At 67.3% G+C, this 14,168-nt stretch carries 17 protein-coding genes and 1 tRNA gene; 13 read left to right on the top strand and 5 right to left on the bottom strand.

Features of this window, described 5'->3' with window-relative positions:
• Positions 1 to 713 precede the first annotated feature (713 nt).
• Positions 714 to 789, bottom strand: a tRNA-Thr gene (locus EJJ38_RS05520).
• Between the two features lie 172 nt (positions 790 to 961).
• On the opposite strand from EJJ38_RS05520, the gene EJJ38_RS05525 reads away from it, so the two are divergent.
• The 6 genes from EJJ38_RS05525 (at position 962) to EJJ38_RS05550 (ending at position 5,416) form a co-directional block, all read left to right on the top strand.
• Positions 962 to 1,183: a hypothetical protein gene (locus EJJ38_RS05525; RefSeq protein WP_127089124.1), complete on the top strand. Its 222-nt coding sequence runs from the start codon at positions 962 to 964 to the stop codon at positions 1,181 to 1,183.
• A 49-nt stretch (positions 1,184 to 1,232) separates the two neighbouring features.
• Positions 1,233 to 2,522, top strand: coding sequence for a UDP-N-acetylglucosamine 1-carboxyvinyltransferase (gene murA / locus EJJ38_RS05530; protein WP_127089125.1), 1,290 nt, complete (start codon positions 1,233 to 1,235; stop codon positions 2,520 to 2,522).
• An 84-nt stretch (positions 2,523 to 2,606) separates the two neighbouring features.
• Complete coding sequence (locus EJJ38_RS05535; RefSeq protein WP_127089126.1) at positions 2,607 to 3,056, top strand: DUF2948 family protein; 450 nt, start codon at positions 2,607 to 2,609, stop codon at positions 3,054 to 3,056.
• Positions 3,057 to 3,137: 81 nt separating this feature from the next.
• Positions 3,138 to 4,436 (top strand): histidinol dehydrogenase, encoded by a 1,299-nt coding sequence (hisD, locus tag EJJ38_RS05540; RefSeq protein ID WP_127089127.1) that lies wholly within the window; start codon positions 3,138 to 3,140, stop codon positions 4,434 to 4,436.
• Positions 4,437 to 4,448: 12 nt separating this feature from the next.
• Entirely contained in the window at positions 4,449 to 4,943 is a 495-nt protein-coding gene (locus tag EJJ38_RS05545; protein ID WP_127089128.1) for a UPF0262 family protein, read from the top strand.
• Positions 4,940 to 5,416, top strand: coding sequence for an arsenate-mycothiol transferase ArsC (locus EJJ38_RS05550; RefSeq protein WP_127089129.1), 477 nt, complete (start codon positions 4,940 to 4,942; stop codon positions 5,414 to 5,416). The genes EJJ38_RS05545 and EJJ38_RS05550 overlap by 4 nt, the downstream gene beginning before the upstream one ends.
• Before the next feature lie 93 nt (positions 5,417 to 5,509).
• On the opposite strand, the gene EJJ38_RS20850 is transcribed toward EJJ38_RS05550, so the two are convergent.
• Both EJJ38_RS20850 and EJJ38_RS20855 read right to left on the bottom strand, forming a co-directional pair.
• Entirely contained in the window at positions 5,510 to 5,971 is a 462-nt protein-coding gene (locus EJJ38_RS20850; protein ID WP_338021852.1) for an alpha/beta fold hydrolase, read from the bottom strand.
• A gap of 27 nt (positions 5,972 to 5,998) precedes the next feature.
• Entirely contained in the window at positions 5,999 to 6,511 is a 513-nt protein-coding gene (locus tag EJJ38_RS20855; RefSeq protein WP_338021853.1) for an alpha/beta fold hydrolase, read from the bottom strand.
• Positions 6,512 to 6,826: 315 nt separating this feature from the next.
• Here EJJ38_RS20855 and EJJ38_RS05560 point away from each other — a divergent pair, with 315 nt between their 5' ends.
• The 5 genes from EJJ38_RS05560 to EJJ38_RS05580 all read left to right on the top strand — a co-directional run bounded on the left by EJJ38_RS05560 (position 6,827) and on the right by EJJ38_RS05580 (position 11,417).
• The gene (locus EJJ38_RS05560; protein ID WP_127089130.1) at positions 6,827 to 7,447 is read left to right on the top strand and encodes a Maf-like protein; all 621 of its coding nucleotides are present in this window, start codon (positions 6,827 to 6,829) and stop codon (positions 7,445 to 7,447) included.
• The gene (gene yacG, locus EJJ38_RS05565; protein WP_127089131.1) at positions 7,444 to 7,650 is read left to right on the top strand and encodes a DNA gyrase inhibitor YacG; all 207 of its coding nucleotides are present in this window, start codon (positions 7,444 to 7,446) and stop codon (positions 7,648 to 7,650) included. The genes EJJ38_RS05560 and yacG overlap by 4 nt, the downstream gene beginning before the upstream one ends.
• Positions 7,651 to 7,805: 155 nt before the next feature.
• Positions 7,806 to 9,296, top strand: a complete 1,491-nt coding sequence (locus EJJ38_RS05570; protein WP_127089132.1) for an aldehyde dehydrogenase — start codon at positions 7,806 to 7,808, stop codon at positions 9,294 to 9,296.
• A 71-nt stretch (positions 9,297 to 9,367) separates the two neighbouring features.
• Positions 9,368 to 10,768: an aspartate aminotransferase family protein gene (locus EJJ38_RS05575; protein WP_127089133.1), complete on the top strand. Its 1,401-nt coding sequence runs from the start codon at positions 9,368 to 9,370 to the stop codon at positions 10,766 to 10,768.
• Positions 10,769 to 11,030: 262 nt separating this feature from the next.
• Positions 11,031 to 11,417, top strand: a complete 387-nt coding sequence (locus tag EJJ38_RS05580) for a DUF1236 domain-containing protein (RefSeq protein WP_127089134.1) — start codon at positions 11,031 to 11,033, stop codon at positions 11,415 to 11,417.
• A 78-nt stretch (positions 11,418 to 11,495) separates the two neighbouring features.
• Here the strand turns inward: EJJ38_RS05580 and EJJ38_RS05585 are convergent, their stop codons facing one another.
• Both EJJ38_RS05585 and EJJ38_RS05590 read right to left on the bottom strand, forming a co-directional pair.
• Complete coding sequence (locus EJJ38_RS05585) at positions 11,496 to 12,098, bottom strand: glutathione S-transferase N-terminal domain-containing protein (protein ID WP_127089135.1); 603 nt, start codon at positions 12,096 to 12,098, stop codon at positions 11,496 to 11,498.
• Positions 12,099 to 12,226: 128 nt separating this feature from the next.
• Positions 12,227 to 13,075 carry a 23S rRNA (adenine(2030)-N(6))-methyltransferase RlmJ gene (locus EJJ38_RS05590; protein WP_127090280.1) on the bottom strand — a complete coding sequence of 283 codons (849 nt, stop codon included), beginning with the start codon at positions 13,073 to 13,075 and terminating at the stop codon, positions 12,227 to 12,229.
• A gap of 112 nt (positions 13,076 to 13,187) precedes the next feature.
• On the opposite strand from EJJ38_RS05590, the gene EJJ38_RS05595 reads away from it, so the two are divergent.
• Together EJJ38_RS05595 and EJJ38_RS05600 are read left to right on the top strand one after the other, a co-directional pair.
• Positions 13,188 to 13,598 (top strand): hypothetical protein, encoded by a 411-nt coding sequence (locus tag EJJ38_RS05595; protein WP_127089136.1) that lies wholly within the window; start codon positions 13,188 to 13,190, stop codon positions 13,596 to 13,598.
• A 185-nt stretch (positions 13,599 to 13,783) separates the two neighbouring features.
• On the top strand, positions 13,784 to 14,071 hold the full coding sequence (locus tag EJJ38_RS05600) for a GIY-YIG nuclease family protein (protein ID WP_127089137.1): 288 nt from the start codon (positions 13,784 to 13,786) through the stop codon (positions 14,069 to 14,071).
• The last annotated feature ends 97 nt before the right edge of the window (positions 14,072 to 14,168 follow it).

Raw genomic sequence — 14,168 nt, forward strand, 5'->3', positions numbered from 1 at the left:
TGAGTGCGTGTGCGGAGTGATTACGGCACTCCGCACAGGCGGGCGGGAGGCCGATTTACCGGGTTGCCTTTTCAGGCCGTGGTCAAGACAGGCCCCGTCCGCTCCTTCATGACCCCGAACAGTTGAATGGGCTTCGAGCCCGCAGCACACGCCAGGGTGCATGGAGCACGACACGCAGCCTGATCTGGTTGCCAGCATCGACCCGCACGCCGTTCGGCGTGCCCATGGGCAGGCCAGCGTCATCGCAAAGATCACTCACGATCAGTGGGAGGCGCAAGTCAAGCTTGCCATCAAGAACACGCCCCATATTCCGCCGGTTCACATGCCCGCTGAGGCAGAAGAGCCGGTCATCCGATGGGCTCCCGCGAAAGGTGGTCAACCTTTTGCACCACCTCGCGATGACCGCCGACGCCCTGGGCAACCCGGAGCCTGTGAAGGTGCCGCTGGACGCTGGGGCAAACGATGCGCTGGAGGCGTTCGGGCAGAGCATCCTTGAGCGCTCCCGCGAGGCGAGCGGGAGCTTCGCCAGTGCGCTCGGCAAGGCGCGCGGTCATGCACTCCGACTGTCCTGCGAAGGCGCATTCGTTCACTGCCGTTCGCAGCGGTCCGCCACAGATCGGCGCCCATAGACGAGAGGGTAGCCAAAGCCATTTGTGGGCTGGATTTCAGTGAATCCTGCAAGTCATTAAAATCTAATGAGAAAAATTTTGAAATGGTGCCGCTTGAGGGATTCGAACCCCCGACCCCCTCATTACGAATGAGGTGCTCTACCAGCTGAGCTAAAGCGGCGTCAGGCGATGTGGCCTGCAGGGACAGGTAAACCGCCCGCGAAGGCAGGTCCGACCCTAGGGCGCCCTCTTACGTGGAGAGGCGGCGTCTTGCAAGGGGGAAGGCGCGCAAGAGCTGGGCGCACAGGCGGCAACGCTTGTCATCCGCCCGTCGCACGGCTAACGCTCGCAGCATGTCCTCCGAAGACGACAAGAAGGCCCGGCTCGCTAGCGCCCTGCGCGCCAATCTCGCGCGGCGCAAGGCCCAGGGGCGCGCGCGTGCCGTGGCCGATCTGGCCGACGGGAGCGCGGACGAACAACAGGCGGACGGGCAGGGGGCGGAGACGGGCGCGGAGCCGGGGGCGGAACAGGCCCCGGGGGACGGCCGCATTGTGCCGCCGGGCGGCGCGCGTTAGACAAGTCGTTTAAGCCGCGCCCCGCGCGCGGCATGGGAGCGTTCTGCGCATGGACAAGATCAGGATCGTCGGCGGCCGGACCCTCAACGGGACCATACCCATTTCCGGCGCCAAGAACGCCGCGCTGCCGCTGATGATCGCCGGCCTGCTCACCGAGGAAAAGCTCACCCTGGAGAATGTGCCGCGCCTCGCGGACGTGGCCCTGCTCCAGCGCATCCTCGGCAATCACGGCGTGGACATCACCACCGCCGGCAAGCGCAACGGCGACGATCCCCATGCCGGCCAGACGCTGGAGATCGACGCCCGCGCCATCGTCGATACCACGGCGCCCTACGATCTCGTCTCCCGCATGCGCGCCAGCTTCTGGGTCATCGCACCGCTGATCGCCCGCATGGGCGAGGCGCGCGTGTCGCTGCCGGGCGGCTGCGCCATCGGCACGCGGCCGGTGGACTTCCACCTGGATGCGCTGCGCGCGCTCGGTGCCGATCTGGAGATCGATGCGGGCTATGTGGTGGCCCGTGCGCCGAAGGGCCTCCAGGGCGGGCGCATCGTGTTCCCCAAGGTTTCGGTGGGCGCGACCCACACGGCCCTCATGGCGGCGGCCACCGCCCAGGGCGAGACGGTGATCGAGAATGCCGCCCGCGAGCCGGAGATCGGGGATCTCGCGGCCTGCCTCAACAAGATGGGCGCCCGCATTTCCGGCGCCGGCACCGCCACCATCCATATCGAGGGCGTGCCGCGCCTGCGGGGCGCGCGCCATGCGGTGCTGCCCGACCGCATCGAGACGGGCACCTATGCCATGGCGGTGGCCATGACGGGCGGCGACGTCACGCTGGCGGGCGCGAGCCCGGACCTGCTGGAGAGCGCCCTCGACACGCTGCGACAGGCGGGCGCGCAGGTGGAGGCCACCAATGAGGGCATCCGCGTGCGCCGGAACGGCGCGGGCATCCTGCCGGTGGATGTGGAGACCCAGCCCTTCCCCGGCTTCCCCACCGATCTCCAGGCCCAGTTCATGGCGCTCATGACCAAGGCCAAGGGCAATTCGCGCATCACCGAGACCATCTTCGAGAACCGCTTCATGCATGTCCAGGAACTGGCGCGCCTGGGCGCCCGCATCCATCTGGACGGCGACACCGCCACGGTGGAAGGGGTGGAGCGGCTGACGGGCGCGCCTGTCATGGCCACGGACCTGCGGGCCTCGGTCTCCCTGGTCATTGCGGGCCTCGCGGCGGAAGGGGAGACGCTGGTGCAGCGTGTCTACCATCTGGACCGGGGCTTCGAGCGCCTGGAAGAGAAGCTCGCCCGCTGCGGCGCGCAGATCGAGCGCATCAGCAGCTGACGCTGCGCGCACTTCGGTGTTCCGGGGCTTGATCCGCTCCCGTTTCATCGCCATTTGCGGACGAGATCAGGAAGGAGAGCTCCGATGGACGCTCTGAAGCTTCTCGCGCTCGACGAGGAGGACCTCGCCATCATCTCGGCCCATCTGCAGGATGCGGTCGTGAAGACGGGCGACATGGGTTACTTGCCGAAGTCCCAGCGATTCGCGCTCATTCTCAACCGGTTCGACTGGGACCAGAAGGAATCGAGCGAGCAATATGTGCGCCGCCGCACGGGGTTGCATTTCGAGCGGGTGCGCAATGTGCGCTTCCGCGGCCTCGACCCACGCGACCGCGAGGCGGTGCTGAACCTGCTGGCCGTGACCTTCGAGGAGAGCGACGCGCCCTCCGGCGAGGTGACTTTGGCCTTCTCGGGCGGTGCGGACATCCGCTTCGAGGTGGAATGCGTGGAAGCACGCCTGTCGGACCTCGGCCCCGCCTGGGGCTGTTCGCGGGCGCCCGCCCACCAGCCCGCTCCGGAGGCGAGCGAGGGCTGACACCATCGGCACGGGGGCCGCGCGCGTCGCACGCGGCGAAACCCCGTTCCCCTTTGGCCGCACTTGTTCTATCGAAGCGGCATGCCGATCCGTCTCGATACACGCTCGCCCGACTTCCCCGCCGCCTTCGCTGACTTCCTGTCCAGCAAGCGGGAGGCATCCGCCGATGTGGCGGCGGCGGTGGCCGAGATCATCGCCGACGTGCGGGCACGGGGCGATGACGCGCTGATCGATCTCTCGCGCACCTTCGACCGGGTGGACCTCACCGCGCTGGGCATCCGCGTGACGGAGGCTGAGCTGGAGGCCGCGCTGGCCTCCATCGAGCCGGAGACGCTGGTCGCGCTGGAATTCGCCAAGGCGCGCATCGAATCCCACCATGCCCGCCAGAAGCCCAAGGACGACCGCTACACCGATGCGCTGGGCGTGGAGCTGGGCCATCGCTGGACGGCGGTGGAGGCGGTTGGCCTCTATGTGCCCGGCGGCACGGCGGCCTATCCCTCTTCCGTGCTCATGAATGCGGTGCCGGCCAAGGTGGCGGGCGTGCCGCGCATCGTCATGGTGGTGCCCGCGCCCGATGGCGAGATCGCGCCCTTGGTGCTCGCCGCCGCGCGCATTGCGGGGGTGAACGAGGTTTATCGTGTGGGTGGGGCGCAGGCGGTTGCCGCGCTCGCCTACGGCACCGCCACCATCGCGCCCGTGGACAAGATCGTCGGCCCCGGCAACGCCTATGTGGCCGCCGCCAAGCGGCAGGTGTTCGGCAAGGTGGGCATCGACATGGTGGCCGGTCCCTCCGAGGTGCTGATCCTGGCGGACGGCGAGGCCAATGCCGACTGGATCGCCGCCGACCTTCTGGCCCAGGCGGAACACGACACCGCCGCCCAGTCCATCCTCATCACCGACAGCCCGGCCCTTGCCGCCCGCGTGGAAGCGGCGGTGGAGGACATGCTGGCGACCCTGCCGCGCGCCGAGATCGCGCGCGCCTCCTGGCAGACCCACGGCGCCATCATCCTGGTCTCCTCCTGGGACGAGGCGGTGGCCTTGTCCGACCGGGTGGCGCCGGAGCATCTGGAGATTCATTGCGCGGACGCCGAGGGGCTGGCCGCGCGGGTGCGGCATGCGGGGGCGATCTTCATCGGCCCCCATACGCCGGAAGCCATCGGCGATTATGTGGGCGGTTCCAACCATGTGCTGCCCACCGCCCGCTCTGCGCGCTTCTCGTCTGGCCTCGGCGTGCTGGACTTCATGAAGCGCACGTCCATTCTGAAGTGCGGGCCGGAGGCGCTGGCGGTTCTGGGACCGCCCGCCGTGCGGCTGTCCAAGGTGGAGCGCCTGGACGCCCATGGCCGTTCCATTCAGGTTCGCTCCAATGCAGGCATGTGAGGCGGGGGCATCATGAGCGCGACCGGCAAGGCACCATCCACCAACCGGCTCTGTTCGGTCACCCTGGACGAGGGGTCCATCGGCCGCGCGGGCGCGGACGTGGAGCATGAGCGGGCGACCGCCATCTATGACCTGTTGGAAGACAACAGATTCGCGCCCTCCAATGATCCGCAGACCGGGCCCTACACCCTGCATATCGCGCTCATCGAGAACCGCCTGGTGCTCGACATCAAGCGCGAGGCGGGGGACGCGGTGGTGCAGCACCATCTGTCGCTGACGCCCTTCCGCAAGGTGGTGAAGGACTATTTCCTCATCTGCGAGAGCTATTACGAGGCCATCCGCACCGCCTCGCCCACCCAGATCGAGGCCATCGACATGGGCCGCCGGGGCCTGCACAACGAGGGCTCCGAACTGTTGCGCGAGCGGCTGAAGGACAAGATCGAGGTGGATTTCGACACGTCCCGCCGCCTGTTCACCCTCATCTGCGCCCTGCACTGGAAGGGATGACGGTGAGCGAGGCCCCCGCGTCGCCCGCGCCCGCGCGTTCGGCCCGGCCCCAGGCGGTGCTTTTCATGTGCGGCCAGAACGTGGTGCGCTCCGTCATGGCGGAGGCGCTGGCCAAGCACCTGTTCGGCAAATCCATCTATGTGCAGTCCGCGGGGGTGATCGCGGGCGAACCGGACCCGTTCGTGGGCAGCGTCATGGACGAGCTGGGCCTCGACGTGAAGCGCCACCGGCCGCACAGCGTGGCGGATCTTGAGGAATATGAGGGCCTCGCCTTCGACCTCGCCATCTCGCTCTCGCCGGATGCCCACCACAAGGCGCTGGAGCTGACCCGCACCAACGCTTTGGAAGTGGAATACTGGCCGACCCCGGACCCCACTTTGGAGACCGGGAACCGCGAGCAGAGGCTGGAAGCCTATCGCACTGTGCGTGACGAGCTGGAAACCCGCATCCGCGCGCGGTTCCGGCAGAGATAGGCCGGAGTGTCATGGCCGAGACAAGCCCGGCCATGACGCCTCGAAAAGCGCTGATCAGGTGCGCTTTTCTGAATGGCGATAGGCCCTGAGGGCCTATTTCATGGCCTGCAGGCCATCCAGCAATTCCTTGTTGAACCGGTCGGGCGCCTGGATCTGCGGGGAGTGGCCGAGATCCTCGAAGGCGACCAGCTTCGCGCCGGGAATGGTGCGGGCGGTTTCAGCGCCCAGGACCTTGTAGTTTCCCAGCGTCTTCTGCACCTCCGCCGGGGCGGCGGCCTTGCCGATGGCGGTGTTGTCCTGCTCGCCGATGAGCAGGAGGGTGGGAACGCGGATCTTCTCGATCTCGTGCACCACCGGCTGGGACAGGATCATGTCCGAGGTGAGGGCCTGGTTCCACATGACGGCCTGCTTGCCGTTCCCCGTATACATGCCCGCCTGCATGGCCACCCACTTGTCGTAGCGCGGCTCCCACTGGCCGGCATAATAGGTGGCCTGCTGGTATTTCTTGATGCCCTCGAACGTGGTGCGCTGCTCATTGGCGTACCACTGGTCCACCGTCAGAGACGGGACACCCTTGGCGCGCTAGTCTTCCAGGCCGATGGGATTGACCAGGACGAGGCCGCTGAGATCGGCCGGATAGGTGAGGGCGTAGCGCATGGCCAGCATGCCGCCCATGGAATGGCCCATGACCACGGGCTTCTCCACCTTCAGGCTTTCCAGAAGCGCATGGGTGTTGGCGGAGAGCTGGTGGAGGCTGAACTGATAGCCCTCGGGCTTGGAGGATTTGCAGAAGCCCACCTGATCGGGCACCACCACGCGGTAGCCGGCCTGGGCGAGGGCGCCGATGGTGCCTTCCCAGGTGGCGCCGCAGAAATTCTTGCCGTGCATCAGCACCACCGTGCGCCCGTTGGCGGTCCCGGCGGCGGGGATGTCCATATAGGCCATCTCCAGATCCTGGCGCTGGGAGGTGAGCTTGAAGGTCTTCACGTCATAGGGATAGGCGAAGCCTTCGAGCCGCGGTCCGTAGGTCTGCTGGCCCAGCGCGGGAAGGCTGGACGCCAGAAGCAGCGAAGCGGCTGCGATCGCAATGCGCATCAAATCATCTCCATCGCCCCAATCCCCGAACCTGACCTAACGGCAGGGATGTGCAGGAAGATGACGATTGGATGCACGGGAGGCTGTTCGGGCGTCTCCCGTGGAGTTGGCCGTTCACACGGCAAACCCTTTAGGCTAGAGTGCGATCGCCTCACCTCGAAGCACTTAGGTGCTTCGAGGTGAGGCGTGAATCGCTCTCTATCAATGAGTTAGAGGCTGATTCACCACTCAGGTCGATGCAACCTGACTGGATCAGGCTCTAGCGTCCGCGCGACGCCGGGAGGGCTCCCGGCGCAGGGTCGAGGTGACGCAGACGTGAATGACAAGGTGAAGCTCGTATTGGCGTCGGGGTCTCCCCGCAGGCTCGCTTTGCTCAACCAGGCGGGCATCGAACCGGACCACCTCATGCCCGCCGAGATCGACGAGACGCCCGAGCGCGGCGAGCTGCCGCGCAAGCTGGCGCTGCGCCTGGCCCAGCAGAAGGGCGAGCTGGTGGCCCTGCGCGCCCGCGAGGCGGGCATCAAGGCCGTGGTGGTCTCCGCCGACACGGTGGTGGCGGTGGGACGCCGCATCCTGCCCAAGCCGGAAATCCAGGACGAGGCGGACTATTGCCTGCGCCTGCTCTCCGGCCGCGCCCACCGGGTCTTCACCGGCCTGTGCGTGGTTTCGCCGCGCGGCCGCTCGCGCACCCGCCTCGTGGAGACGCGCCTGCGCTTCCGCCGGCTCTCGGGCGATGACATCACGTCCTATCTCGCCTGCGGGGAATGGCGGGGCAAGGCGGGCGGCTATGCCATCCAGGGCATTGCGGGCTCGTTCGTGGTGAAGATCACCGGCTCCTATACCAGCGTGGTGGGGCTGCCGCTGGCCGAGACCATCGCGCTGCTGCATGGCGAGGGCTATCCCGTGCGCGACGGCTGGGATACGCGGGCGGCATGAGCATCGATCCCACATCCGCCCCCGCCCGGGTCTGCCCCATCTGCAGCAAGCCCGAAGTGGAGACATACCGACCCTTCTGCTCCAAGCGCTGCGCCGACGTGGACCTGAACCGCTGGCTCACGGGCGCCTATGCGATTCCCGTCAGCGAGGAAGAGGACGAAGATGGGGAGGCGTCGCCCCACGCCGACCCGCGCGCCGGCTGAGCCCGTAGCCCCCCGTTTTTCAACGGCTTGCGCGAAGGGGGTGTTTTCGCACCGCGCGACAGGCTAAGGATAAGCTGTTCTCTGCCTTCAGCCCCCTGGCGCAGGAACAACTGCCGGGGCGCGGCTTTTGGCGCGACCTGTTGGAGTATTTCCGCATGACCGTGCTTCCCCAAGCGGCGGCGGCCCCTGGCGCCATTCCTTCCTTCCATACGGATGCCTTTATCGGCGGCCGCTTCGTGCCCGCGCGCAGCGGGCGACGCTTCACCGCCGTGAACCCGGCCACCGGCCAGCCCCTGGCCCAGGTGGCGGCCTGCGCCGCGGACGACGTGAACGCCGCCGTGGTGGCGGCGCGCGCGGCCTTCGAGGACCGGCGCTGGGCGGGCCTGAAGCCGGGCGAGCGCAAGCGCGTCCTGGTGCGATTCGCCGAACTGGTGCGTGCCCATCAGGACGAACTGGCGCTGACCGAGACGCTCAACATGGGCAAGCCCATCTCGGACGCGAAATCCATCGACGTGCGGGCCACCGCCGACTGCATCGCCTATTACGGCGAGGCGGCGGACAAGGTCTATGGCGAGGTGGCGCCCACCTCGGACGAGAATCTCGCGCTCATCCTGCGCGAGCCGCTGGGGGTGGTGGGCTGCGTGACGCCCTGGAACTTCCCCATGATCATGGCGGCCTGGAAGTTCGCCCCGGCCCTCGCCATGGGCAATTCGGTCATCCTGAAGCCGGCCGAGGAATCGCCGCTCACCGCGCTGCGCCTCGCCGCCCTCGCCCAGGAGGCGGGCATACCGGACGGCGTGTTCAACGTGGTGCCCGGCCTCGGCGCGGAAGCGGGCGCGGCGCTCGGCCGCCATATGGATGTGGACGCGCTGGCCTTCACCGGCTCCACCGAGGTGGGGCGCTATTTCCTGCGCTATTCGTCGGAATCGAACCTTAAGCGCGTGTCGCTGGAGCTGGGCGGCAAGACTGGGTTCGTGGTGGCGGCGGACGTGCCGGACCTGGATGCGGTGGCCGAGGCCGCCGCCGCCGGCATCTTCTTCAATCAGGGCGAGATGTGCACCGCCGGGTCGCGCCTGCTGGTGGACAACAAGATCAAGGACGCGCTGGTGGAGCGCGTGGTGGCCGCCGCCGCCAAATGGATGCCGGGCAATCCGCTCGATCCGTCCGCCGTGGCGGGGGCGGTGGTGAGCCGCGAGCATCAGCGCCGCATCCTCGATGCCATCAACCTGGGCATGTCGGAAGGCGCGCGTCTCGTCACCGGCGGGACGGCCGTGCTGGAGGAGACGGGCGGGGCGTTTGTCGCTCCCACCGTGTTCGACCAGGTGGAGCCCCATTCCGCCCTGGCCCAGCAGGAAATCTTCGGCCCCGTCCTCTCCGTCATCGGCTTTGACGGGCTGGATGAGGGCGTGGAGATCGCCAACAGCACGCCCTATGGCCTGGGGGCGGCCGTGTGGAGCGCGGACCTCGGCGCCGCCCACAAGGCGGCGCGCCGCTTCAAGGCGGGCGTGGTCTATGTGAACTGCTTCGACGCGGATGACATCACCGTGCCGTTCGGCGGCGTGAAGCAGTCCGGCTTCGGGCGCGACAAGTCGCTTCACGCGCTCGACAAATATTCCGACCTGAAAACCATCTGGACCCGTTTGTGATCCTGTCCGCCCCGGCGTCCCGCCGGGGCCTGTCCAAGCGTGGCTGACTGCAACCCAGGAGTGTGCCCATCGTGACATCCGCCCCGGTCTCCAACTCCACCGCCCACTGGCGCCACCTCGACGCCGAGCACCATCTCCACCCGTTCTCGAACACCAAGTCGCTGAACGCGGAAGGGGTGCGCGTCATCACCCATGCGGAGGGGAGTTACGTCTACGATTCCGAGGGCAACAAGATCCTGGACGGTATGTCCGGCCTGTGGTGCTCGCAGGTGGGCCACGGGCGGCACGAGATCGTGGATGCCATCTCCGACCAGTTGAAGAAGCTCGATTACTACAACACCTTCTTCAAGACGACCCATCCGGCCGCCACCGAGCTGGCGGCGGCCATCGCCGAGGTGGCGCCCAAGGGCATGAAGCGGGTGTTCTTCACCTCCGGCGGCTCGGAGGCGGTGGACACGGTCATCCGCATGGTGCGCCATTACTGGGCCTCCATGGGCAAGCCGGAGAAGCACATCTTCATCGCCCGCCGCAACGCCTATCACGGCTCCACCGTGGGCGGCGCGAGCCTGGGCGGCATGAAGCCCATGCATGCCCAGGGCGGACTGCCCATTCCCGGCATCATCCATGTGCAGCAGCCCTATTGGTGGGCCGAGGGCGGGGACATGACCCCCGAGGAATTCGGCCTGCACGCCGCCCGTGAGGTGGCCCGCGCCATCGACGAGGCGGGGCCGGAAAATGTGGGCGCCTTCATCGGCGAGCCCATTCAGGGCGCGGGCGGCGTCATCATCCCGCCCTCCACCTATTGGCCCGAGGTGCAGAAGATCTGCCGCGAGCGCAATGTGCTGATCGTCTCCGACGAGGTGATCTGCGGCTTCGGGCGCACCGGGGAATGGTTCGGCTGCCAGTATATGGGCGTGGAGCCGGACCTGATCACCTTCGCCAAGGGCGTCACCTCCGGCTATTTCCCGCTGGGCGGCGTCATCATGGGCGAGCGCATGGCCGAGGGCTTCATCGAACATGGCGGTGAGTTCAACCACGGCTACACCTATTCGGGCCATCCCGGCGGCTGCGCGGCGGCGCTGGCCAATCTGCGCCTCATGCAGCGGGAAAACCTGATCGGGCGGGTGAAGTCCGACATCGGCCCCTATCTGCAGGAGCGCTGGCTGAAGCTGGGGGACCATCCCCTGGTGGGCGAGGCGCGCATGATCGGCCTGATCGGCGCGCTGGAGCTGACCCCCGACAAGGCCAAGCGGGCGAAGTTCGCGCAGGAGGAGGGGACGGTCGGCCTGCTCTGCCGCGACTTCTCCTTCCGCGAGGGCCTCGTGATGCGCGCCGTGCGCGACAGCATGATCCTCGCCCCGCCCTTCACCCTGTCGAAGCAGGAAGCGGACGAACTGGCCGACACCGCGCTGCGCGTGCTGGACCTCACCTATGCGGAGCTGAAGGCGCGCGACTGGCTGAAGTCCGCCTGACGCACGTCACTGCACAGTCTCCGCGCCCCATGGACGGAGCGCGGAGGGCGCTGGCTTCTTGAGGCTAAGCCGAAGATCAGGCTGGATCGCATTGCTGCGGTCCAGCCTTCTTTTTTAGGTGGGTTTTCAGTTGGCGGGCATCATTTGTGACATCATCCATTTTCCGCCGGAAATAAGTCGCGATCTGCTTGCGTTCGCATAAGTGGAACGAAGCCGCGTTCCGGTCGTTTCGTCATGGGTTCTGAACAACAGGAGATATCCCATGCGAAATCGTCTTATGGTGACTGGGGCCCTTCTTGCGTCCCTCGTGCCCGGTCTTGCGTTCGCCCAGGCGTCCACCGCCACGGGCGCTGTTGGCGGTGCCGCTGTCGGCGCCGTGGTTGGCGGGCCTGTGGGTGCCGTCGTGGGCGGCGCGGTCGGCGCCACCATGGGCGCCGCGGCCGAGCCCCCGGCTGCCGTGCGGACCTATGTGATCCAGGAGAACCGCCCCTCGGTCCGCATGGACCGGCAGGTGGTGGTGGGCGAGCCCCTGCCGTCCACGGTGCGGGTCTATCAGGTGCCCGACAGCCAGTATGAGTACAGCGTGGTCAACGACCAGCGCGTGATCGTGGAGCCCGGCACCCGCCGCGTGATCCAGGTGATCCAGTAATCGATGGCCCAGTAGCGGCTATGGGCGGGCCTTTGACAGGCCGCCCATGACCGGCGTCTTCGCGATGCCGCGCCCGTCTCAGGCAGACGGCGGCGCGGTGTCGCGGAAGACGGGGCAGGCGGCCTTGAAGCCTTCGAGCCACGCCACGAGACCCGGACGGGTGGCGCGCCAGCCCGAACCGAGGCGCAGGTCGATATATTCCAGCGCGCAGGCAAGCGTGATGGTGCCCACCGTCACATCACCGGAGAGCGCGCCGATATCCGCCTCCAAGGCGTCCAGCGTCCGCATGACCTTCGTGGTCTGCCGCTCCACCCAGGCGGCATAGCGCCACTGCTCGGGCCGGAAGCGCTGCTCATAGACAACCAGCAGAGCGGCATCCATCAGCCCGTCGCCCAGCGCTTCCAGCCGCAGGGCGGCGAAGCGGGCCTTGGGATCTGTGGGCAGGATGCGGCCGCCCCCGGCCACATGGTCCAGCCATTCCAGGATCACCGGCGAATCGAACAGGGGCGCCTCGCCCTCCTGAAGGAGCACGGGCAGCTTGCCGAGCGGATTCTGCCCGATGAGCGTGTCGGTATCGTCGTTGGTGTCGGCGATTTCCAGTTCGAGCGGCAGGCCGAGATAGGCCGCGGAGGTGCGGACCTTGCGCGCGAAGGGCGAGGTCACCGAATAGCGCAGACGCATGAAAGGCTCCGAAAAGCACGCAAGGCGGGAAGGGAAGGCGCGCGGCGGATCATGCCGCGCCCTGAAAGGGTTAAAGCCTTTCCGCCGTCAGCGGAAGCCTCCCATACCCGGCACCGGTACGTGTCCCCTCATTCCCCCACCAGCCACGACACCCGCGCGCGGCCCTTGCCGTCCCGCGACAGGAGTGGGGCGAGGGCGGAGAGGATGGTGCGCATCTCCTCCTGCAGGGTGAAGGGCGGATTGAGGATGATGAGGCCGGAGCCCGACAGCGTGTTCAGGCTGCGCACTTCCGCGAAGTCCAGTTCCACGCACAGGGTCTTGGGCAGGCGCAGGCGCGCCACTTCGCGCCGGAGGGCGTCCACCGACCTGAGGTCCTTGATGGGGTACCAGAGCATGACGATGCCCTGCGCGAAGCGATCATGAGCGTGGCTCAGCGCCTCGGTGAGGCGGGTGAACTCACCCTGCTCCTCGAAGGGCGGGTCGATGAGCAGCAGCCCGCGCCGCTCGCGCGGCGGCAGGTGGGCCTTCACCGCCAGCCAGCCATCCTGCAGCAGCACCTTGGCGCGGGCGTCCGCACCGATGCGCTTCTCCAGCTTCGTCTTCTCTTCCTTGTGCAGTTCGCAGAACAGGAAGCGATCCTGTGGCCGCGACAGAGCGAGGGCGAGGGCAGGGGAGCCGGGATAGAGCCGCGAGCCGCCGCTGGTGCGCAAGGCACGCACGGCGTCCAGATAGGGGGCGAGCAGCGCGGCGGCGGGGGCGGGCAGGTCCGCCGCCAGCACGCGCTCGATGCCCGCTTCCGCCTCGCCGGTCTTCTGGGCGTTGGTGCCGCCCAAATCATAGATGCCCGCGCCCGCATGGGTGTCGATGACGCGGAAGGGCGTGTCCTTGCGGGCGAGATGAGCGAGCACGCGGGCGAGCGCCGCATGCTTCATCACGTCCGCTCCGTTTCCGGCATGGAAGGCGTGGCGATAATTCATGGCATCCGGGGCTTCGCCGGGCAGCGGCGGTTTGTCAATTGCATCACGCATCCTCAAATGCACTCTTACGCGCCGGTCAAGTTCGGACCGCACCCGCTGGAGGAGCGCCCCAATGAAATTCGCCACCGCTTTGCTCGCCGCGAGCCTTCTCGTCGCCCCCGCTTTGGTCCAGCCCGCCTTGGCGCAGGACGCGGCCGCGCCGAACATCCTGGGCACCTGGAAGGGCGAGAGCGATGGCCTCAGCCAGAAATACGGCTGGGTGACGGGTCCGGTGACCCTGGTGGTGAGCGAGCAGCGCGGCCGCTCGTTCCGCGCCAACATCACCTATCCCAGCGAGAAGGGCGGCACCCAGACCGAGAAGCTGGTGGGCACCCTGACGCCGGACGGCAAGAACGTGCTTCTGGCCGGTGACGACACCATCCACATCGCCGTGCTCCAGGGCTCGACCCTGGACGCCTGCTATCTGGAGCCCGGCGACAATGACGGCGTGGCCGTCTGCGCCCGCCTCGCGAAGCAGCCTTGAGGACGGTGGGGCAGGGGCTGTTTCCCGGCAGAACGTCAGTCTGTGCCTTCATGAGCATCCGTCATGGCCGGGCTTGTCCCGGCCATCCACGGGGTTCGGCTGGGCGGTACTTAGGGCGCGACGTGAATGCTCGGATAAGCCCGCGCATGACGGAAGCAAGGCGTGGGTGAAAGCGAGCTTCCAACATGGGAGAAGCTTATGTCTACATCCTGACCAATCGACCCAACGGAACTCTCTATGTGGGCGTGACCAATAATATTGTCCGCCGCGTATGGGAGCATCGTGAGGGTGTGGCGGATGGCTTTACGAAACGTTACGGCTTGAAGCTGCTCGCCTATTTCGAGAGGCATGAGGCGATTTCCGTCGCCATCCAGCGCGAGAAGGCCATGAAGCATTGGCCCCGCGCATGGAAGGTCCGGCTCATACTGGACCTGAATCCAACATGGCAGGATCTATACCCGAGCATTGTCTGATCACACCCGTCATGGCCGGGCTTGTCCCGGCCATCCACGCGGTTCCGCTGGGTGCGCGCTCGACGCAGAGGCGTGGATGCCCGGGACAAGCCCGGGC

It is taken from the genome of Aquabacter cavernae (assembly GCF_003993795.1).
Lineage (GTDB): Bacteria > Pseudomonadota > Alphaproteobacteria > Rhizobiales > Xanthobacteraceae > Aquabacter > Aquabacter cavernae.